This is a genomic window from Vibrio sp. ABH4_348 (assembly GCF_056159765.1).
On sequence record NZ_JBSWVW010000001.1, the window covers coordinates 2,736,321 to 2,757,333 of the forward strand.

The following is a 21,013-nucleotide window of genomic DNA, read 5'->3' on the forward strand; positions in this document are numbered from 1 at the left end:
AAACAAAAAAGCCGGAGTTTTCACTCCGGCTTTCTAATTTCAACATATTGTTAAACAATGAGTGGGGGATGATTACATCATGCCGCCCATACCACCCATGCCGCCCATGCCGCCCATATCTGGAGCTGCTGGTGCTGCATCTTGTGGTAGATCTGTAACCATTGCTTCTGTTGTGATCATTAGACCAGCAACTGATGCTGCGAATTGTAGTGCCGAGCGAGTTACTTTAGTTGGGTCTAGGATACCCATCTCTAGCATGTCGCCGTATTCACCTGTCGCAGCATTGTAACCGTAGCTGCCTTCGCCTGCGCGAACGTTGTTAGCGACTACAGACTCTTCATCACCAGCATTAGTGGTGATTTGACGAATTGGCGCTTCCATTGCACGTAGTGCAACGCGAATACCAACGTTCTGCTCTTCATTGTCACCAGTCAGTTCAGTGATCTTAGAAGCCGCGCGAATAAGTGCAACACCACCACCAGCAACAACGCCCTCTTCAACAGCAGCGCGAGTCGCGTGTAGAGCATCTTCTACGCGATCTTTCTTCTCTTTCATCTCAACTTCTGTTGCTGCGCCAACTTTGATTACCGCAACACCACCAGCTAGTTTTGCAACACGCTCTTGAAGTTTTTCTTTATCGTAGTCAGACGTCGCTTCTTCGATTTGCTGACGAATTTGCGCAACGCGGCCTTGGATAGAAGCTTCTTCACCCACACCATCGATGATAGTTGTGTTTTCTTTAGTAATAGTGACACGCTTCGCTTGACCTAAGTCTTCTAGAACCGCTTTTTCTAGCTCAAGACCGACTTCTTCAGAAATAACGGTACCGCCAGTTAGAATTGCGATGTCCTGAAGCATAGCTTTACGACGGTCACCAAAACCAGGCGCTTTAACTGCTGCTACCTTAACGATGCCACGCATGTTGTTTACAACTAGTGTCGCTAGAGCTTCGCCTTCTACGTCTTCTGCAACAATCAGAAGTGGGCGAGAGGCTTTAGAAACCGCTTCTAGAGTAGGAAGAAGTTCACGGATGTTTGAAACCTTCTTGTCTACAAGCAAGATGAATGGGTTTTCTAGATCAACTGAACCAGACTCTTGGTTGTTGATGAAGTAAGGAGATAGGTAACCGCGATCGAACTGCATACCTTCTACTACGTCTAGCTCATCTTGAAGTGCTTGACCTTCTTCAACCGTGATTACACCATCACGACCTACTTTCTCCATTGCTTCAGCAATGATGTTGCCAACGCTTACATCAGAGTTAGCTGAGATAGTACCAACCTGTGCAATCGCTTTAGAATCAGCACATGGTACAGAAAGCGCTTTTAGCTCCTCTACCGCTGCCGCTACCGCTTTGTCGATACCGCGCTTAAGGTCCATTGGGTTCATGCCCGCGGCAACCGCTTTTAGACCTTCGTTTACGATAGATTGAGCAAGAACGGTTGCTGTAGTGGTACCGTCACCAGCTGCATCGTTTGCTTGAGATGCAACTTCTTTAACCATTTGTGCGCCCATGTTCTGGAACTTGTCTTCCAGTTCAATTTCACGCGCAACTGACACACCATCTTTAGTAATGGTTGGTGCACCAAAAGATTTGTCTAGGACAACGTTACGACCTTTAGGGCCAAGGGTAACTTTTACTGCATCAGCTAGAACGTTTACACCTTCTAGCATTTTTACTCGTGCGTCATTACCAAATTTTACGTCTTTAGCAGCCATGTTATTTCCTTCTAAATTCGATTTTTAGTTGTTCGTTGTGATTCAGAGTGAATTACTCAACGATTGCCAAGATGTCGTTTTCAGACAAGATTAGAACTTCTTTGCCATCAACTTTCTCAGTCTTTGCGCCGTAGCCTTCTGAGAAAATCACAGTATCGCCAGCTTTAACATCTAGAGGCTGCACTGTACCGTTTTCTAAAATTCGGCCGTTACCTACTGCTAGAACTACACCACGGGTAGATTTTTCTGCCGCAGAGCCAGTTAGAACAATGCCGCCTGCTGACTTTGATTCAACTTCTTGGCGTTCTACGATTACTCGATCATGTAATGGACGAATGTTCATCGGTCGTCTCTCCTGAAAATATCCATGTTGTTTGATAAGCGCCACTATTGGCTTGAACTGTTAATGGGGGCTTTTAAGCACTAACCCAAGGGGAAAATCGGATATTTTTGTGAGCTAGCTAAAAAAACCAACTACCCTTTGGATAGAGAAGCAATTCTTAACGGCATGAAGATCTTTCATTCCTTCACCTGCAAAAACCACTTTTCTGTATTAACCTTATTGTTGATATATTAATCAGTAGTAATGGAAGTAGCCCAATGGAAGCCAATCGTTACGAACAAGCCTTGCCGCCTTTTGATGAGTTAATGGAGCTCGCTGAGCAAAATCCTGGTGCGTTTGATCAGTTTAAAAAGGAGATGTGTGAAGAGATGATCCTTTCTGCATCAGACAAGATGCAAGACAGGCTACGAGCGCAGCAAAGTCACATTGATAGGGTGGTTGGACAATGTAAAAACCCCAACCAAGCCAATGTAGTTCTAATGCAAGAGCTCTCGGTTCAATTTGGTAAGTTCCAAAATGCATTGGGAGGTGATATGGAATGTGAAAGCGAGGCGGTGGTGATACCATTTCAACCCAAGCAACAAGAGAATTGGCGCTAAAGTTAGTGCCAATAACACCTTTATTCATTTGGACGCAGCGATATCTCCCCGCCGATATAAGGCTCAATTCCGTTAGGTGTTTCTAGCAATACAGCACCTTGCTGGTCGATTCCTCGACATATACCTTGAACTTCTTTTTGTCCCATTAACAGCTTTATTGGGCGCCCGTAAAAATTGTCTAGCTTTTGCCACTTCTCGGGTAAACCGTTCATCCCCTTTAACTCATATTCAGATAGGGATGTAAATAGGTGCGTCACTAGCGCTTCAACCAACTGATTTCGACTTAGGTTTTTCCAGTTTGAAACTTGATTCAACGCTACCCAAGGCTGAGTAATGCCTTCAACCTTATCGCTCATCGAAATATTTAATCCCATCCCAATCACTAGATGGGCCGCGCCGCCAGCTTGGCCAGACATTTCCACCAAAATCCCTGCCAGCTTGCGGTCGTTATAATAGAGATCATTTGGCCACTTGAGCTTAACGCCATGAATACCAAGGCTCTCTAACGCTTCTACGATAGACACGCCAACCACTAGACTCAGTCCCATTGCGGCGGCCATACCTGCCTCAAGCCGCCAATACATGGACAAATAAAGATTACTGCCAAATGGTGAAACCCAAGTTCGACCACGCCGTCCTCTGCCCGCTTGCTGGTATTCGGCGACACACACGTGCCCAGACTGCAACGATTCAGTTCGGTCTATCAGATATTGGTTAGTCGAATCTATTACTGGAATGACATCAACCGGTGTCGACAGGTTTTGATTTAATTTTTTCTCATCAAGCAATTCAAGTGGCGCAGCCAACCGATAACCTTTTCGCTGGACGCTAAAGATATCGATCCCCCAACTTTGCAGACCTTTGATATGTTTGGCGACTGCTGCCCGAGATATTTGGTTGTTTTGGCCAAGTACTTCGCCGGAATGGAATGCGCCATCGGCAAGTTCTTTAAGAATATTGAGTTTAACCGAATGTTCTTTCATTAGGCTCTCCCCATTAACGTAGCCAAATTGGTCTCACCGTTGGCTCCGATGAAGCGCACTTCATGTTCAAGTTCAATGCCGTATTTGGCCTTGACAGTCTGGTAGACATATTCAGCGAGCTGTACCACATCTTTAGCTTGTGCATTTCCGGTATTAACTAACACTAATGCTTGTTTGTCGTGCACCATAGCGCCACCAATTTGATATCCTTTTAATCCAGCATGCTCAATCAACCAGCCTGCCGCCAGCTTGACCCCGCCAGCTACTTTATGGCCAACCATCTCAGGAAACGTCTTCTTCAGTTGAAGGAACTGATCTTCATTGACCGTAGGATTTTTAAAAAAGCTTCCTGCATTTCCTACTTTTCTAGGGTCAGGTAATTTGCTACGGCGAATCTCGCACACTTTTTTGAACACTTGCTGTGGAGTAATCGAATCCCCTTTAATCTGTTTTAGCTCACCGTATTCAAGTACCGGTTTCCAAGTTTTTGAGAGTTTGAATCCAACCGCTACAATCACACCTTTACCAAGCCAAGACTTCTTAAAAACTGAGTCTCGATAAGCAAATTGACAATCATCAGCAGGCAATCGTTCAACCTTACCAGAGTGCAAATTGAGCACATCGACATACTCACAGACATCCGCCAGCTCCACCCCATAAGCACCAATATTTTGAATCGGTGCACTACCTACACAACCGGGGATTAGCGCCAAGTTTTCAAGACCACCGATGTCTTGCTCCACACACCACTCAACAAAATTTGGCCAGTCTTCCCCTCCCCCTACATGCAAATGCCAATCCTGCTCGGTTTCTGATATTTGCTTGCCTAAAATCGCATTTACCAAAACAATGCCCGCAAAAGGCTCAACAAATAAAACGTTGCTGCCCTTTCCTAATATCAGATGCTGTTCGTCTAAGTTTTGAAATCGCTGGAAAAGCTGCTCTGCCGTGGTAAACGAAACAAGCTCGTTACAATAGGTATCGATAGCAAAGGTGTGATGATCTTTTAGGGATGAGTTGGCCACAGTGGTACTACGATTAACAAGAGAATATCGACTGATAATAACGGTTTGCTCAAGCACTGTTAATGATATTCCAACAGAACTGGGTAAAATTGATGAACAACTGACGTCCCACTAACAGAGAAAGTAATGAATGAATTGTCTGTCATTGAGCTTGATAGGATGATGACACCCTTGGCGAACAAGCTTTATAAGTCTCACTATCCTGCTGGCAAAGCCAAAAAAAACGAACGACTGTTTGCGTGTTATCAAGATACTAACATTGTTGGCTTAGCACGGTTAAAACAGATCGAAGATTTTCAATTATTGACAGGTATGCTGGTTTTGCCGGCAAAACGACGACTAGGTGTTTCAAGTTTTATGCTTGAGCAGATGAACGATACTGTGTTCAGCGAGACGACTTACTGCTTTAGCTTTGACCACTTAGTGACTCTGTATTCCAAGCATGGCTTTGTTAGTATTGACGAAAGCGCTCTTCCAAACTCTCTTAAACAGCGATTTGAACGTTACATCACCAGCGGAAAGCCATTAATTCCCATGAAGTTTTACCAAAACGCCAGTCAGAACAGTTAGAATTGTGATGAGATATATCGTATTGCATGCCGGCGTAGCTCTCTTATATCTTAGTCTGCTACACTTCGGACCATAATGTTTGCCAACCTGGATTGTTGTTAATGCTCCCTCGTCGATTCTCAATCGAACAAATTCCGTCCATTGCTTTTGAAGCAGAGCAGTTTAAAACCTTGTTCTCAGCAAGTGAGTTTCGCGAGACTTTATTGGAACAAATCAGAAAAGCAGATCATAGGATCTACCTTATCGCACTGTATTTAGAAGACGATGAGGCTGGCCGCGAAATTCTCAGTGCACTTTATCAAGCAAAGCAAAACAAACCCGAATTAGAAATTGCAGTTTTTGTTGACTGGCACCGTGCGCAGCGGGGACTAATTGGAGCTGATGCTAATTCTACCAATGCAGATATGTACCAGCAGTTCGCTGAAACTCATTCGGTGAACATTCCGGTCTATGGTGTTCCAGTACAAAATCGCGAAGTCTTTGGCGTATTGCATCTTAAAGGGTTTGTAATCGACAACACCGTGATATACAGCGGCGCGAGTATCAACAATATCTACCTCAATAAACAAGAGAGATATCGCTTTGATCGCTACCACGTCATTAAAAACGCTGAACTCGCTAATAGCATGGTCGATTATGTTACTGAGAACTTCTTAAACAATACGGCGGTTTTTAATCTTGCCAATCCGTCTAGGCCAACCACCAAAGAAAATAAACTAGCCATCAGGCAACACAGAGCCATTTTGACCAAATCCCAGTATCGATTTGAGCCAAGTGATAAAAGTGAACTCAGTATTACTCCAATCGCAGGCTTGGGTAAAAAGCGGAATCTACTCAATCAATCCATCGTAAAACTGTTGGCCTCAGCCAAAGATGAAATCTGGATTTGTACACCCTATTTCAACTTTCCGCGTGCGATTTCAAAAGAAATCCGTAAGGCACTAAGACGCGGAGTTAAAGTGTCTATAGTAGTTGGTGATAAGACGGCTAATGATTTCTACATTCCACCGTCAAAGCCGTTCAAAACAATCGGTGGATTGCCTTACCTCTATGAGCGCAATTTACGCCAGTTCACCAAGAATAAAGAAGCGTACCTAGCTAGCCGACAACTATCCATCCGCCTATGGAAACACGACAATAACAGCTTCCACCTCAAAGGGATTTGGGTAGACAAACGCTTCATGCTACTGACTGGAAATAATCTCAACCCAAGAGCTTGGAAGTTAGACCTAGAGAATGGATTGTTAATTCAAGACAATGAAGGAAAATTGGTTGCCCAGTTCGATCAAGAACGCTCACAAATTGAAGAAAACACCGAGCTTATCTGCACCTACAAACAAATAGAAAAGCCGGAAAACTACCCTGCAGCAGTTCAACGGCTTATTAAACGAATTACTCGGGTTCGTGCAGATAGGCTACTTAAGCAGATTTTGTAGCCTCTAAAACAGACAACTAATGAATAACTTGAGATTGCTTTTCTTCTTGGGATTTTAAACGCTTCCAAACTAAGTCTTCTATACCATCAGTAGGTGTGAAGTCCGTTGGAGCTGCGAGTAACAAATCGCGAATACGTTGATGGTCAAAGTTGTGACAAGCTTTATCCAGTTCATCTAACAATGTATTGTACTCTGCAATTCCCAAAAACTTTTCGTTAGCAGTCATGATTCTAGGATGGGAAGTCTGCTCGACATTGTCTCCAATTAATAGCTCCTCATACAGCTTCTCACCTGGTCGTAAGCCTGAATAGTGGATTTCGATATCACCGTAAGGGTTTTCTTCCGTTTTCACTTCTAGCCCTGAAAGCTTTATTAGATTGGCGGCTAAATCAGAAATTTTGACAGGCTCACCCATATCCAATACGAATACGTCGCCACCTTTACCCATTGCTCCTGCTTGAATAACTAACTGAGCTGCTTCTGGGATAGTCATAAAGTATCGGATAATATCCTTATGAGTTACAGTAACTGGGCCACCTGCTTCAATCTGCTTTTTAAACAGTGGGATTACTGAACCAGAAGAACCAAGCACATTACCAAAGCGCACCATGCAGAATCGAGTTTCAGTATTCTCTTTAGCTAACGCCTGCAAACCAAGTTCTGCAATTCGTTTCGTTGTCCCCATGACATTGGTTGGACGCACAGCTTTATCAGTCGAAATCAAAACAAATGACTTAACACCTGCTTCTATCGCTGCCTTTGCACAGAAAAAAGTACCAAAAACATTGTTCCGGACACCTTCTACGACATTATGTTCAACTAACGGAACATGCTTGTATGCCGCTGCATGATATACCGTATCAACATTGAAAGACTTCATTGTCGTAACGAGTCGGTTAATTCGCTGTACAGAACCTAGCAAGGGAACAATTTCGACCGTAGTTGCTAAATCAACAGTCAACTGATTCAGTTCCCTTTCAATTTGATATAGAGCAAACTCCGATAGTTCGAAAAGAACTAAAGTTTTAGGTTTCTGAGTCAAAATTTGTCGGCAAAGTTCAGAGCCAATCGACCCCCCGGCGCCCGTGACCATCACAACTTGACCTTTGATATTGGCCTCCATCAGAGGTTCGTGAGGTATTACAGGATCCCGTCCAAGCAAGTCATCTATTTCTACGTCTTTAAGCTCATCAATATTGGCTCGACCTTCTACAATGTCTTGCATGTCTGGTACAGTGAGAACTTCAGCGGGAAGATGCACAAGGGAATCAATAACTTTCTTTCTTTCCGAACGACTCGCGCTGGGAATGGCCAACAAAATCTGTTGAACATTGAATTTTTTTATCGTCTTGTAAATTGTCTCCGCGTTGTTTACTGATAAACCCAATATAGTAGAGCCCACTAAAGTTTTATCTTGATCTATAAAACCAACCACTTTTACGTTATTTGACACCCGTAGAGCTTGAGCTAATTGGCGTCCAGCATCTCCCGCGCCGTAAATTAGAACTTTTCTTCGCTCGCTATTTGGATTATTAAGTTGGTAAACCAAAGTCCTGGCAATTAATCGCGAACCTCCACAGAATAAACAAAGGAAGGTACCGTAGATGATAGGTACGGATCGTGGAACAAAAGCGTCAAAATAAAATGCCAGAATAGCAACAGAGCAAGCCGATACCAACGTTCCAATACCAACAACAGCCAGAGCATGGAAAGTGAGGTACCTTAATACTGCCCGATACAAACCAAGTCGAGTAAAAGTTACTACCGTAATGGCCAACGTCCCAATCAAGACATAGAGTGTTGATTGATTCAACAATGAATCAATATCACCTAGTCTAGCCCAAAAAGCCATTGCTAATGACAAAGCAACAAAAACGCTATCAATGAATACGCTCAACAAACGCTTAATAGGACGAGATAAACTCCATATTGGAGTTAGAACAACCATATTTCTAAACCCACTTCTATTTGGTTGCTAAGGACAAAACTTCGCGCAATACATAACATGTTTTGGTTATCTCATCTTTAGTCAAAGTGGGATGAACCAATAACATTAAGCTCGTTTGTCCAAGTATTTTTGCATTGGGAAGCCGAGTCACTGGCCTGCATTTATTTTCGAAAGCTTTTTCTAGATATATCTCCGAGCAAGTACCATGGTAAATTGGCACTCCTCGAGAGTTAACCTCTTCAACAATTCTATCCCTAGTCCAGTCTGTTTTGAGTTCTTCAGACTTAACAAATAAGTAATGTTTGTAGTGAGCAGGTTTACAGTCTGTGGAAATTTCTATATTACGTATCGAATTAAAATTGGTTACAGCACTATCAATTTTTTTTGCGTACTCCGCTCGGATTGAGGTCCATTTGCAAAGTTTCTTCAGCTGAATTCTACCAATTGCTGCTTGCATTTCTGTCATACGCCAATTAGTACCGAAGCTCTCATGTAACCAACGAAATCCGGGTGGGTGAACACGATGATAAACTGCATCATAGCTTTTGCCATGATCTTTATATGACCACATTTTGCCCCATAGCTGTTTATTATTTGTAGTAACCATGCCACCTTCACCGCCAGTAGTCATTATTTTGTCTTGACAAAACGACCATGCGCCTACATGACCAATACTACCAACACTGCGCCCTTTGTACTCAGCACCATGAGCTTGTGCGCAATCTTCAATAACTGCAAAGTCGTACTTTTTTGATAGCTCCATAATTGGATCCATATCAGCAGGGTTACCCGCCAAGTGAACTACAATAACAGCTTTGGTTTTTCCTGTTACGACACTTTCAATTGAAGAAGCGGTTATTGCTTGACTGTCTAAATCAACATCGGCAAATACAGGTTTAGCCCCGGCATTAACAATTGAAGACGCCGATGCCAAAAATGTGCGAGGTGTTGTTATTACTTCATCCCCTGAACCCACATCTAGTGCTTTTAATGCGAGATCAAGGGCCAGCGTCCCATTAGCTAATGCAATGGCATAATTGCAACCTACTTGTTCAGCAAACTCTGTTTCAAACTCCCTGCACTCAGTACCAGTCCAATAATTGACTTTGTTAGACAACAGAACACGAGAAACAGCATCAGCCTCTTCTTGAGTAAAAGAGGGCCACGGGGAGAAGGGAGTATTTAACAAAACTAATTGATCCTTTTTGCGCTTTTCGCGGGAATACCAACTGAGAGAGTCATTTTTGGCACATTATCGATTACTGCTGCACCAGCACCAACAATTGATTTAGCACCAATACTAATGCCTTGGATTATCGTTGCGCCTGCACCAACCCATGCCAAACTATCAACTTGAACGTTGCCAGCCAAACAGGCCCGTGGGCTAACATGAACTCCTGCACTAACTATGCAGTCGTGATCTATACTAGCTGAAGAATTAACTATACAGGCTTCACCAATTTTGACGAAAGGGCCAACATTTGCGTTAGCCATAACCACAGTACCGGCACTAATAAACGCATATTTACTAATTGTAGCTTTGGGGTGGGTTAGCACCCCTAGCTTGGCTCCCTTATTTTTAAGAACCTGATATTTCTGTAATCTTATGCTATTATCGCCAATTGCTACAGCTACCAAATCATATTGACCAATATTAACAATTAGACTATTTGTATCGCCAACAATATTCCAATGTTCAACCTTCTGAGCGCCAGACGTTGTATCATCATAGAAGTCTATCTTTTGAAAACCATTTAATTCAGCAATTTCAGCAATTACCTTACCGTGACCACTTGCCCCTAAAATAGCACAACTAGTCATTTTTTCGCGTTCCTTGAAAGCGTTCCATGGTTACATGCTCTGCAGAACTAATATCTTTTTTCATGAGCACTTTGCCAATGGTCATAAATAGTATTTTGATGTCCAACCAAATACTTTGATTTTCAACATACCAAACATCTAATTCAAATTTCTGCTCCCAGCTTATTGCATTTCTGCCATTAACTTGAGCCCAGCCAGTTATACCCGGTTTCACCTTGTGCCTCTTTGCTTGCGTACTGTCGTATAGAGGTAAATACTCCATTAACAAAGGTCGAGGGCCTACTAGGCTCATAGTACCGATTAGAACATTCCACAGTCCAGGTAGTTCATCCAAGCTAGTTTTTCGTAGTTTCTTACCAAAATTAGTAAGTCTTGACTCATCTGGTAAAGGAGTACCGGTTTCATCTACTGCATCCAACATAGTACGAAACTTCAGCATCTCAAATGGTTGGCCATTCAAGCCGGGGCGAGTTTGGCGAAATAGGACCGGAGAACCTAACTTAAATCGGACTAAAATACTCGTGATTAAAAGCAGAGGTGAAAAAATTACTAGAGCCAGTAAGGAAACTACAATATCTAAGAAACGTTTCATTTTGTTATAGTTTTTTCAAAATAGAATCTAGCTCGCTAGCTAAATTTGAGTATTGTCTATTTGTTTCCAACCAACTTTTCCCTCTAGCACCAATTTCGTTTCGTTGGGCAAGCGACATCTGAGAATACTTTATTATCTCATCACACATTAAGTCGACATCTCCAGCGGGTACAAACGAGCCACACTCTGCTTCATTTATCATTGAAGGAAAGCCTGAATATGAAGCTAAAACTGGTTTACCCGACGACATATAGTCGATAACCTTGTTCAAAGATTGTCCATAATTCCAGACTTTAGAAGGGAAAACAGAAAAATACACCAGATCACAAAGCTCCAACACCTGATGTACTTCGCTTTTTTTTACTTTAGGAACAAAAACCAAATTCGGCAAATGACCATAAGTGTTTTCATACTCTGCCTTCAATGGGCCATCCCCAACAAGAACAAACTCTATACTTTGATGTTCAACTAACTTCTCTGCTGCACAAAAAAAGGTTTCTAACGCATTAGTTATACCAACTGTGCCAGCATGAACAATTTTAAACTTTGAATTACCGAAGTACTTTTGAACAAAAGAGCGCTCTAACGGCTGGATATCTGCTACTTTTTTTTCTACAAATCCCATTGGAATACAATGAATTGGCGGAGGGCTTTTCACTACGTTTTGAACATGCTCTTTGAGGTTAGGCATAGTCCCAATAATCAAGTCGCTTCGCGTGTAAGCCAGCTTCTCCAGCAATCCTAAAGCCCAAACAAATGGGTTTCGAGTACTAAAGCCGCCTTCTTCTGTAATAGTCAGAGGCCAGATATCCCTCACTTCGAATACCAATTTGCATTTGTATTTTTTGGAGAAATACAGTCCGCTTATTATCGAAAATAAAGACAAGCTTGAAGCGATAATTACGCTCGGGGGTGTTACGTTAGCACTATTAATTCTTAAGGTGTTAAATTCAAAGTGTAGCCAACTAACTATCCTTCGTAACGATTTGGCATTTTGGTATTTATAGGTTTTAAGCCAAATTGTTCTAATACCTGATTCATCCAAGGTTAGACTATTACCGTCAAACTTCGGAGGAGTAATAAGTTGGTTAGAATCAGAAGTAATAACCAATGGAGAATAGCCAAGTTTTGATAGTTCTTCTAAAAGTAGCCAGCCTCTTCCTCCTGGAGACTCTGGTGTTTTCGGGGCAAAGTACTTGGAGATATACCAAATGGACTTCTTCACTACCACTCACCTTTCTCTTTGTAGAGGCGGGGAATCTTATTGATCGCTGAAATTACTTCTTTAAAATTCATACCTAAAGCGTCTAAATACCATCTAATATTTTCATAACGAGCCTGATTTTCTTCTTGAACGAGCTTTAAGGCTTCATCTCTAGTTAACTGGCCTTCCCTTATTTGATTACTCCTAAAGGTGTCATGCTCAGTAAAACCTGCTACTAGATAGTAGATGTAGTTATAGAAAGCAGCGGTACCATCACCAATACGCCAAGTTGTAGACGTATCTACTGCTGTTTCCCAGTTGTAGTCGTTTATTAATGTATTATCTATGGTTTGCTCATCCCAACGCCAATAATCGAAAATATGGAAATAATCTTTCTTTTCGGTAAAGCTGCGATAGTACTCACCAGACAATGTGTCCCATAAACTGCTATTAAAATAACCTGGACTTTCCAGCATGGCGCTAAATCTTAACTTCTGATATTCAAGTTGTTTTCGCCATCCATGCATATAGACACGTTTTTCTTCAAATACTGGAGGAACACCTAAAAAGCCAGCTTTAAAATGGGTGACTTCAAGCGGGTTAACCCCCCAAAGATTTAAATTAATTCCAGTTTGCCGTTTGACTGTTTCGACATGCCTAAAAAAGTGCTTATCGCCTGCTGTTAAAATACTGATCATGCCCAAATGAGGAGACTTCAGCCACGCCTTTAGATTCTTAGCAATATTCTGACGTTTTTTCTCGATATCAGCTGCAATAATGATGTTTTCTACACCAAGTTCTTGACACATTCGGCTAATATTACGTCGACCCAAGTCTGTCACCATACCCCAATCATAGGTATACGTTACAGGCTTCATCTCTAACTCGTTGACGATTAAATGCAAGCCGTAGCAACTATCCCGCCCTCCAGAGAATGGTACGATACAGTCCAAACCATCTTTCCTGCGATACGGCTTTACCAGGTCAAAGAGCTCTTCTTTGGGTTTCGGTTTGTTTCGAATAGAGTAGTTATTACAGTAGTTGCAAACCCCTTCTCTATCAAACTCAATGAAAGGCATGGTTTCGGGGAGAATACACTTAGTACAGCGCATTAAATCAGGTCTGGGATTCAATAGCATTGCACGCTCTTCAAAGCAGGATTGAAACTTGGGTATCAAATCCATTTTTCGCTGATTAATATCAGACACGTTCAGTGAGTACTTTTTGGGTATCTCAATAATGATTTCCTGATTAATTACAACTTTTATGTCCGTGCAACCAATTTCTTTGAGGGGGAATTTTTCAGAAGAGAAGTAAATTGTTTGAGATTTTTTACCAGTATATAAACTACCGTTATTGGAAAAAAGAGCGAGCTGTCCGAGGTCTGCTGAAAGAACCGCGGCCGAAACGACACCTCTGCAGTCGCGTAAAATTTTTTCAGACACCCCCTCTAGTGTACCAAACTCACAAATATGTGACTCAGAATAAGCAGCGAGTATCTCACTATCTATCTCGCTATACCTATCAAAATTCGAGTTAGCCCACAATTCATCGTCATTTACGATAATTCCGTTGTGAATTACAGCAATGTTACCTCGCACTACTGGCTGATTGTCGGCTAGCCCATTTGTGATAAGCCGACTATGCCCCATAATGAAGTTGCTCTCTTCTACTTGAGTTTTTGACAGCAGCTGTCTGACATCGAAATCAGCCCTAACGATTGAGTAATCATTCGCAGTATCGAATACAAGACCACTAGAATCCCTACCTCGTTGACGAGCGCTCTCTACCAAGAGCTTTATATCCCTAACTACAATGCTTGCAGAACTTACTGCTCCAAAAATACCACACATAATTCGATTTTCTACTCACACGATATTAAATTAAACTTTGAGGAAACATACCATTGACACGCTCTTTGAGGGCGATGTAACGCAAACAGCTAATTAAAACTACGACTTCATCTCAATGATTTCTTTAACTATAACAGCAGCAGAAGAGCCACTACCATATGGTTCCTCCGTAAAGCTTCTAAGGTCAGAATCTCGATACTTTACATATGCATTAACGATTTTGTCAAAATCAGCACCCACAACTTTGTTTACTCCAAGATCGACTAACTCACACCACTCAGTTTCATCTCTCAAAGTCAAACACGCTTTTTTAAAAAAATAGGATTCTTTTTGTAAACCACCACTATCTGTAATAACTAGAGAGCACTTATCTAGTAACCAAATCATGTTCAAATACCCCAATGGTTTTACAAAAGTTATATTTTGTGTAGGTAAATTATACTTATCAATTAACTTCTGCGTTCGAGGATGTAAAGGACAGACAACTTGTTGGTTTTTGGCGATATGATTTACAGCATGAAAAATAGAATAAAGGCGTTCAATCGAATTGGTGTTTTCCGCTCTATGTATTGTACATAAAATGAAGTTATTGGACAAAATGGGTATGGACGGCCTTTGTGATAAACTTCTATAAAACATCACACCATCATACATTACGTCACCGGACTGAACGACTTTCGTAAATGAATTTGAACTTGATATTCCTTCACGCTCCAAATTATTAACTGCGTTTTTTGAAGGGCAGAATAATAACGAACTTAATCTATCTGTAACAATACGGTTAACCTCTTCAGGCATTTTCATGTTAAAAGACCGAAGACCGGCCTCTACATGAGCAATATCAATATTGAGTTTACTAGCCGCTAGCGCTCCTGCTAATGTGGAATCTGTATCCCCGTAGACCAAAACACAGTCGGGTTTTTCCTTTATCAAAACACCCTCGACTTTCTCCATAATCCTACCAGTCATTGCTCCATGATTGAGTCCTCCGATACCAAGATGATATTTAGGATGAGGAATTTTCATTTCTTTAAAAAATACATCGCTCATACTTGTGTCGTAATGCTGACCCGTATGAACGATAACCTCTGAAAGATTATGGCCACTTTTTACAAATTGCTTGATTTGGCGACTAACTGTACCTGCTTTAACAAATTGTGGGCGAGCGCCAAGTATAGTTACAATCTTCACGAACTTACTCATGTAACGAATATTTGATTTCCAGCATACCACAAAAAAGTCCAGCTCCCCCAGCTTTCAAACGTCTCTTTAGGTGATTGCCTGCCTTGAAAGTACTAAAGGGTTTTGTTTACTAATTCAAGGCGATTATTGTTTCGGGCATTAACGAGGCCATTGATATTGTCTAACACTTCTATTCTCGCAACCTAGACCATTGAAATTTAGAAAGATTAATACCCGTCTGAGTGTTTTTTAAAAGCAGAGCATAGCCGCCAGTACGAGTGGCTTTTTTGTATAAAAATTATTTTATAACACAGTCTTATACGGTGTTGTTGATCAAATCAGCTTCAGGGTCAACGATACCATAGCTGCCCAGCAGTTAGCCTCTTATGGGCATACCTAGTCTTATGGCTTTGTTTATAGCTTTAACATTCGCCATAATTTCGCCCACTTGAGCGTTGTAACATCTCAGGCTCAGCTTACCGCTTGTGAGTCCTTTATATCGAGACATTGCGGTCTCTGATATTGAACGGTAGTAATAACCAGACTCGACTTTCCATTCCGCTAATGTTCCATTTTTCAACGCTGTTACGGCTTTGTTTCTGGGATGACCATCTTGCCAAAGGGCTGCATTCTTTCGAGGCGGTATTGACGGTGTACAACCTTTCCTTTTCAGAGTCTCGTGGCAATTTTTGGTGTCGTAGGCACCATCGGCAGATACGGCTATGGCCTTTCTGCGTAGGGGGTTGAGCAGCGTAGATAGCACTTCACTATCGCCAACATTGACAAGGCTAACTTCGGCACTAATTGCTTCGTGAGTATCCACATCAACAGCTAAGTGCAGTTTTCGCCATGTTCTGCGTTTTTCTGCCCCATGCTTTTTCACTTTCCATTCACCCTCACCCAAGACTTTTAGACCAGTTGAGTCAATCGTGATATGGCGGATAGGTCCTCTCGATTTATTGCGATATTTGACCTGAACCGTCTTCGAGCGTTTACTGAGACAAGTGTAGTCAGGGGACGTCAGTTGTACGTTCAGTAGTTTAAATATCGAATCGATAAAGCCTTGAAGGGCTCGTAACGGCAGAGAGAAGATACCTTTAATTATCAACACAGTTTCTGAGTACTGGAAGCCTCTACCACCCTTACCATGGTGGGTTTTGCATTGCCATGCATCAATAGCTGAGTCATCTATCCAGAACGTAACCGTACTACGCTTGCACAGAGCCATATTGTACTCTGCACAATTCGTTATCTTCTTTTTCGCTTTCTCCATGTCACCACCGCTCTTGCCATCACAAGGGATCAGATCGCAGGGCTTGAAAAAGGTTCAATTGATTTAGGCAACAACGCCGTCTTGTGCCATATGCATCACCACCAGAAACATCTATCGAGCTTCGGTATGTGCGTTTAAGCTAGTTTAGAAACGTGCCTTCCTAACTCAACACTGATGTTTTAATACGTTGATCTATCGCCCGCTAAATAAAACTTCGCCAGACGCGGCGTTGCCAGTTAATAACGTCCTTTTCATAACCCGCTCGTCTTTACCTTAGGCCTGCAGACTCGTGGTATCACTTTATAATTATTTACTTCAACGTTGTTTTTTTCTTGAACACAAATTGACTATTTTAACTACAGCACTTATACCTACTAGGGACACAAAAATGGTAGTACGGTGAGATCAAAAATAGACTCGAATCACCATTGAAGGTCACGCAACGGTATTCAAATTAAATGCTTGACCATAAGAACTATCGTAATCCCAAAAACTATAAACAAGCGAGTTCATACAGAAGGCTCGCACTTTAGTCGCGTCAATTAAAGAACGACATCTTCATCAATCTAAATTGTCAGTGAGTCACTGCCTAATTTAGCCCTTTTTTGTATTTCCGATTATCTTTTGCATCTAGAGTTGTCCGTAAGTCTAGATACTAGAGTGAACTTAGCAGGAGAGCGCGTAGGTTGAAAATTTAGCTCCTCAATCTAGGGCACTAGGCTTATTGAGGGCAGATTAAAAGGGCGAGAACCACAATAAAAAGTACTAGGGGGACACTGTGGTCAGCGGGTACAACCGAAAGAGTACCATACTATTAAAAATAGCTTAAAATGACAGCTCAACTACACCTTTTCAACGATCACTACACGACTAGCATTTTACTTAAATTTATAGTACATGTTACAATCACGAAGAACGAAACTTAAAGAATTGTAATGACTAAACTTGGTTTCATAATACAATTGTTTTTAATTTGCCTATGAAAATTCTATATATTGTTGATAACTTAGATGTTGAAAGTGGTGTTAGTAGAAAAGCAAAGCAAAACGCTTCACACTGGAAATGTAATCGAGCAAGCGTGTTTTTTTTGTCAATGGACACCTTGACTGTTCATAATTCAAAATTTGAAACCATTTCAGAAAAAAAAACCTTGAATAGAAATTCATCAAGAATATTTACGGCCTTTCGGCTGTTTTACAACTCTATGTACCTTTCAGAAATAGTCAATAAAATCTGTCCTGATATTATATATACACGATATCAACTATACACACCAGCTCTCCATAAAATTTTAAAAAGAAACAAAGTTATAATGGAAGTAAATGGAGACGATAACGTTGAGTATAAGCTAAAATCGAAATTAACCCATTATTATAATAAACTAACAAGATCTATGATGTTTGATTCAGTTGATGGGTTCGTTTTCGTTAGCCGCGAGCTAGAAAAAAAAATGTCCAAATTTAACAAACCAAGCACAGTAATATCGAATGGGATTGGTTTTAGTGACTATCCTTTTTCCGAGGTAAAAAAATTTGACAGGTTTAGCTTTGCATTCATAACCACTCCTAATCAACCTTGGCAAGGGTTAGAAAAAGTTGTCGCGTTATCGGAGTATTATCGTGAATACGATTTTCATATAATTGGGGTCGAAGGCGTTAGTAAATCTAACCTAATATATCACGGCTATTTACCCTTGAATAAGGCTAATGATATCGTGAAGAAATGTTCAATAGGCATAGGAACCTTATCTTTGTATCTTCAAGGTTTAGAGGAGGCATCGCCACTAAAAACAAGGCAATACTTGGCTCTTGGTTTGCCTGTAATCTATGCGTATATTGACACAGATTTAGATTCAAACTTTAGTTTTTGCTTGAAGCTAGACAACACCCCCAGCAATCTGAATTTCGAAAAAATCAACCACTTCATTGAACATGTTCAGACAAGTTCTAATGTAGACCAGAAGACCAGAAAGTTTAGCGAAACTAAGCTTAACTATAGTAACAAGGAAATCGAGCGCTTATCATTTTTCAAGAGAGTAATCAATGGATAGTCGAGAAAAAGTTTTATTTTTTGCAGACGCTGGATCGATACACATCGCAAAATGGGTGGATTACTTTGTAGAGTCTGGTTTCGAAGTTAATTTGGCAACATTTTCAAAAATTAATAAAACCAAATGCACTAACATAACTTATTTGTCGCATAAAGAAGCTTCTCAAAAAGGGAAAAACTACCACTATCTTAAAAGCTTAATTTTTATCGCAAAATTGATATCTACTATTAAACCGAAATTTATAGTATCACACTATTGTTATAGTTATGGTTTTCTCTCAGTTATTGGCTCCAAATTAGCTAGATCTTCAAGTAGACTATCAATCGTTTGTCACGGTAGTGATATTCTGTGTCCCCCTGTGCCTTTCATTACCAATATACTCAACAAAATTTCTTTGAAACTTTCCCACAAGATATATGCAGTTTCTGATCAGTTAAGGGATCGGATATTACAATATAATATATGCCCTACTAAGGTTTTTGTGGGGCAATATGGACTTGAAAACGACCATGAGAATGACGAGGTAAGTAAGGACATAGATATAATTTCCATAAGGGCTGATGTACCAAACTCTCAGTTGGACATGTTGTTAGAAGGGTTAAAAGGGTTTTCTGACAAAAAAATCACATTTGTCATCCCTCAAATATCTGCAGATAGATATCTTTATTTAAAGTCAAAATACAGATTTGTACATTTTCACAAAGAGATGAATCACAAATCACTAATGCAATTAATTAGAAGATCAAATATCTACATTAGTGGAACCCTCTCAGATGGAACATCTTTATCTCTACTGGAAGGGATGAAAAATGGGTGTATACCTTTTGTTTCTAACATCATCTCTAATAGAAGCTGGGTTTTAGATACAGCTAATGGCTATTTATTTTCCAACGTCATCGAATTCGAAGAAAAATTGAAAGTTGCACTAAGTTTGACAGCCGATGAACGTAAAAACATGAAGGAAATTAACAAAAAACTCATCCGTGAAAGAGCTATGTATTGTTCTCAAATGGGAAAATTTGTAGACTTCATGAAAAACTAATATAGAGTCGCTGTGTTATGAACGAATAGTTTTGTAAATCTCATTGATTAAGTAAAATAAATCAGTAAGGTGAGTGATGACATCCCAAATTTGAACTAAAAATATATTTAATAGAATTTCAAGTAAAAAATCCAAATCTAGCTGGCAAAGTTAATTACATGAGCTAAATGTGAACTAACACTTACAATTCAGATATCCACTAGAGTGTGCTTTAGTTACGGAGAATACGAAGTCAAAATACCCACTATCCGAACGGTGTGAGGAGTAAGAAAGGCAGATATTTTATTTGAAAAATAATCAAAATTCACCAGGTTTAAGTTATAAAAATCGCGGTTGATTCTCGATGCTTAGAATTAATAGTTTACGGCTTTGTTGCTTAAATCGATGGAACTAAATCAAGAAGCTACGATCTGATCGGCTACAGCCATCAATCGCCATGGCCTCATTCCTAAACCTTTTTACAAAACAACTAACTGGAAGCAGTATAATAAAGCCTTACCCAACAGTGTTTCTATGACCTTTTAGATTAATGAGGAAACCATAGCCGAGTGGAAGCAAAACAAACAAGGTAAGCGTGGCAGACCTCGCCGATTCAGCGACTTAGCCATTACTATCGCACTGATGGTGAAACGCGTTTTCTCTATGTAATTTAGAGTGTGCAAAGTTTTCTCGACTCGTATTTAAGCTGGTTTACATATCACTTGTTTGCCCACTCTACACCTGTATAAGTCACCGAGCAAAGGAAGTTGAGGTCTCTTTTAAAAGCAAAACCAGAGGAGTATTACAACATCTGGCTATTGATGCCAATGGCCTCAAGGTTTATGGCAAAGGTGAATGGAAGGTTAAAAAGACATGGTATTGATGGGAAGCGAAGAGTATAGCGTAAGCTGCATATCGCAGTAGATACAAGCACCCACGAAATAGTCGCAGAAGAGCTAAGCTTATCTAACGTAACCAATGCCAAAATAATCCCCAATTTACTCAAGCAGATACGCCGAAAAATCATTGAGATATCAGGCGATGGAGCTTATGACACTAAAAATTGCCATCACGCCATACGCTTCAAACGAGCGTTCCCACTTATCCCACCAAAAGAAGGTTCTGCCTTCTGGGAGCGAGGAAACCTTTCGTAATTTAGCCTTAGGTTGTCAGACGACCTGCAGCTCCAACAAGAAATTGAAAAAGCAGTATGGCTATCACAAGGGGTCCCTATCAGAGACTGCAATGTAACGAGCGAAACAGTTGTTGGGTGGAAAACTAAGCCCCAGAACTTACAACGCTCAAGTTGATGAGACTTACGCTATGATCGAAGGACTGAATAAGCTTACAGGGTTTGGTATGCCTAAAACCCCGTATATCGTTTAGAAATAAAG

The 21,013-nt window shown here is 40.9% G+C and carries 17 protein-coding genes and 1 pseudogene; 6 read left to right on the forward strand and 12 right to left on the reverse strand.

Going from position 1 to position 21,013, the window contains the following annotated elements; all coding sequences use genetic code 11:
• Positions 1 to 72 precede the first annotated feature (72 nt).
• Together groL and ACXAFJ_RS12550 are read right to left on the reverse strand one after the other, a co-directional pair.
• Positions 73 to 1,719, reverse strand: coding sequence for a chaperonin GroEL (gene groL / locus ACXAFJ_RS12545; protein ID WP_475323773.1), 1,647 nt, complete (start codon positions 1,717 to 1,719; stop codon positions 73 to 75).
• Between the two features lie 52 nt (positions 1,720 to 1,771).
• Positions 1,772 to 2,062 carry a co-chaperone GroES gene (locus ACXAFJ_RS12550; RefSeq protein WP_475323774.1) on the reverse strand — a complete coding sequence of 97 codons (291 nt, stop codon included), beginning with the start codon at positions 2,060 to 2,062 and terminating at the stop codon, positions 1,772 to 1,774.
• 257 nt (positions 2,063 to 2,319) lie between these two features.
• On the opposite strand from ACXAFJ_RS12550, the gene ACXAFJ_RS12555 reads away from it, so the two are divergent.
• Positions 2,320 to 2,661 (forward strand): DUF3135 domain-containing protein, encoded by a 342-nt coding sequence (locus ACXAFJ_RS12555; RefSeq protein WP_475323775.1) that lies wholly within the window; start codon positions 2,320 to 2,322, stop codon positions 2,659 to 2,661.
• A 20-nt stretch (positions 2,662 to 2,681) separates the two neighbouring features.
• Here ACXAFJ_RS12555 and birA read toward each other — a convergent pair whose 3' ends face one another.
• Together birA and murB are read right to left on the reverse strand one after the other, a co-directional pair.
• Positions 2,682 to 3,644, reverse strand: a complete 963-nt coding sequence (birA, locus tag ACXAFJ_RS12560) for a bifunctional biotin--[acetyl-CoA-carboxylase] ligase/biotin operon repressor BirA (RefSeq protein ID WP_475323777.1) — start codon at positions 3,642 to 3,644, stop codon at positions 2,682 to 2,684.
• Positions 3,644 to 4,669, reverse strand: coding sequence for a UDP-N-acetylmuramate dehydrogenase (gene murB, locus ACXAFJ_RS12565; protein WP_475323778.1), 1,026 nt, complete (start codon positions 4,667 to 4,669; stop codon positions 3,644 to 3,646). Before murB ends, birA begins: the two co-directional genes overlap by 1 nt.
• Positions 4,670 to 4,795: 126 nt before the next feature.
• Here murB and ACXAFJ_RS12570 point away from each other — a divergent pair, with 126 nt between their 5' ends.
• Complete coding sequence (locus ACXAFJ_RS12570) at positions 4,796 to 5,239, forward strand: GNAT family N-acetyltransferase (RefSeq protein WP_475323779.1); 444 nt, start codon at positions 4,796 to 4,798, stop codon at positions 5,237 to 5,239.
• A 101-nt stretch (positions 5,240 to 5,340) separates the two neighbouring features.
• Complete coding sequence (pssA, locus tag ACXAFJ_RS12575) at positions 5,341 to 6,675, forward strand: CDP-diacylglycerol--serine O-phosphatidyltransferase (RefSeq protein WP_475323781.1); 1,335 nt, start codon at positions 5,341 to 5,343, stop codon at positions 6,673 to 6,675.
• 16 nt (positions 6,676 to 6,691) lie between these two features.
• Here pssA and ACXAFJ_RS12580 read toward each other — a convergent pair whose 3' ends face one another.
• The 8 genes from ACXAFJ_RS12580 to ACXAFJ_RS12615 all read right to left on the reverse strand — a co-directional run bounded on the left by ACXAFJ_RS12580 (position 6,692) and on the right by ACXAFJ_RS12615 (position 16,548).
• The gene (locus ACXAFJ_RS12580; RefSeq protein ID WP_475323782.1) at positions 6,692 to 8,623 is read right to left on the reverse strand and encodes a polysaccharide biosynthesis protein; all 1,932 of its coding nucleotides are present in this window, start codon (positions 8,621 to 8,623) and stop codon (positions 6,692 to 6,694) included.
• Between the two features lie 16 nt (positions 8,624 to 8,639).
• The gene (locus tag ACXAFJ_RS12585) at positions 8,640 to 9,812 is read right to left on the reverse strand and encodes a DegT/DnrJ/EryC1/StrS family aminotransferase (RefSeq protein ID WP_475323783.1); all 1,173 of its coding nucleotides are present in this window, start codon (positions 9,810 to 9,812) and stop codon (positions 8,640 to 8,642) included.
• A 2-nt stretch (positions 9,813 to 9,814) separates the two neighbouring features.
• Positions 9,815 to 10,444, reverse strand: a complete 630-nt coding sequence (locus ACXAFJ_RS12590; RefSeq protein ID WP_475323785.1) for an acetyltransferase — start codon at positions 10,442 to 10,444, stop codon at positions 9,815 to 9,817.
• Entirely contained in the window at positions 10,437 to 11,036 is a 600-nt protein-coding gene (locus tag ACXAFJ_RS12595; protein ID WP_475323786.1) for a sugar transferase, read from the reverse strand. Before ACXAFJ_RS12595 ends, ACXAFJ_RS12590 begins: the two co-directional genes overlap by 8 nt.
• Before the next feature lie 4 nt (positions 11,037 to 11,040).
• The gene (locus ACXAFJ_RS12600; protein ID WP_475323787.1) at positions 11,041 to 12,261 is read right to left on the reverse strand and encodes a glycosyltransferase family 4 protein; all 1,221 of its coding nucleotides are present in this window, start codon (positions 12,259 to 12,261) and stop codon (positions 11,041 to 11,043) included.
• Complete coding sequence (locus ACXAFJ_RS12605; protein WP_475323789.1) at positions 12,261 to 14,093, reverse strand: glucosamine 6-phosphate synthetase; 1,833 nt, start codon at positions 14,091 to 14,093, stop codon at positions 12,261 to 12,263. The genes ACXAFJ_RS12600 and ACXAFJ_RS12605 overlap by 1 nt, the downstream gene beginning before the upstream one ends.
• Before the next feature lie 99 nt (positions 14,094 to 14,192).
• Complete coding sequence (wecB, locus tag ACXAFJ_RS12610; RefSeq protein WP_475323790.1) at positions 14,193 to 15,284, reverse strand: non-hydrolyzing UDP-N-acetylglucosamine 2-epimerase; 1,092 nt, start codon at positions 15,282 to 15,284, stop codon at positions 14,193 to 14,195.
• A 367-nt stretch (positions 15,285 to 15,651) separates the two neighbouring features.
• Positions 15,652 to 16,548 carry an IS5 family transposase gene (locus tag ACXAFJ_RS12615; protein WP_475323792.1) on the reverse strand — a complete coding sequence of 299 codons (897 nt, stop codon included), beginning with the start codon at positions 16,546 to 16,548 and terminating at the stop codon, positions 15,652 to 15,654.
• Positions 16,549 to 17,527: 979 nt separating this feature from the next.
• On the opposite strand from ACXAFJ_RS12615, the gene ACXAFJ_RS12620 reads away from it, so the two are divergent.
• The 3 genes and pseudogenes from ACXAFJ_RS12620 to ACXAFJ_RS12630 all read left to right on the forward strand — a co-directional run bounded on the left by ACXAFJ_RS12620 (position 17,528) and on the right by ACXAFJ_RS12630 (position 21,005).
• Positions 17,528 to 18,598 carry a glycosyltransferase family protein gene (locus tag ACXAFJ_RS12620; protein WP_475323793.1) on the forward strand — a complete coding sequence of 357 codons (1,071 nt, stop codon included), beginning with the start codon at positions 17,528 to 17,530 and terminating at the stop codon, positions 18,596 to 18,598.
• Positions 18,591 to 19,640, forward strand: coding sequence for a glycosyltransferase (locus ACXAFJ_RS12625; protein WP_475323795.1), 1,050 nt, complete (start codon positions 18,591 to 18,593; stop codon positions 19,638 to 19,640). The genes ACXAFJ_RS12620 and ACXAFJ_RS12625 overlap by 8 nt, the downstream gene beginning before the upstream one ends.
• 444 nt (positions 19,641 to 20,084) lie before the next feature.
• Positions 20,085 to 21,005 (forward strand): annotated as a pseudogene (locus tag ACXAFJ_RS12630) (IS5 family transposase).
• Positions 21,006 to 21,013: the final 8 nt, after the last annotated feature.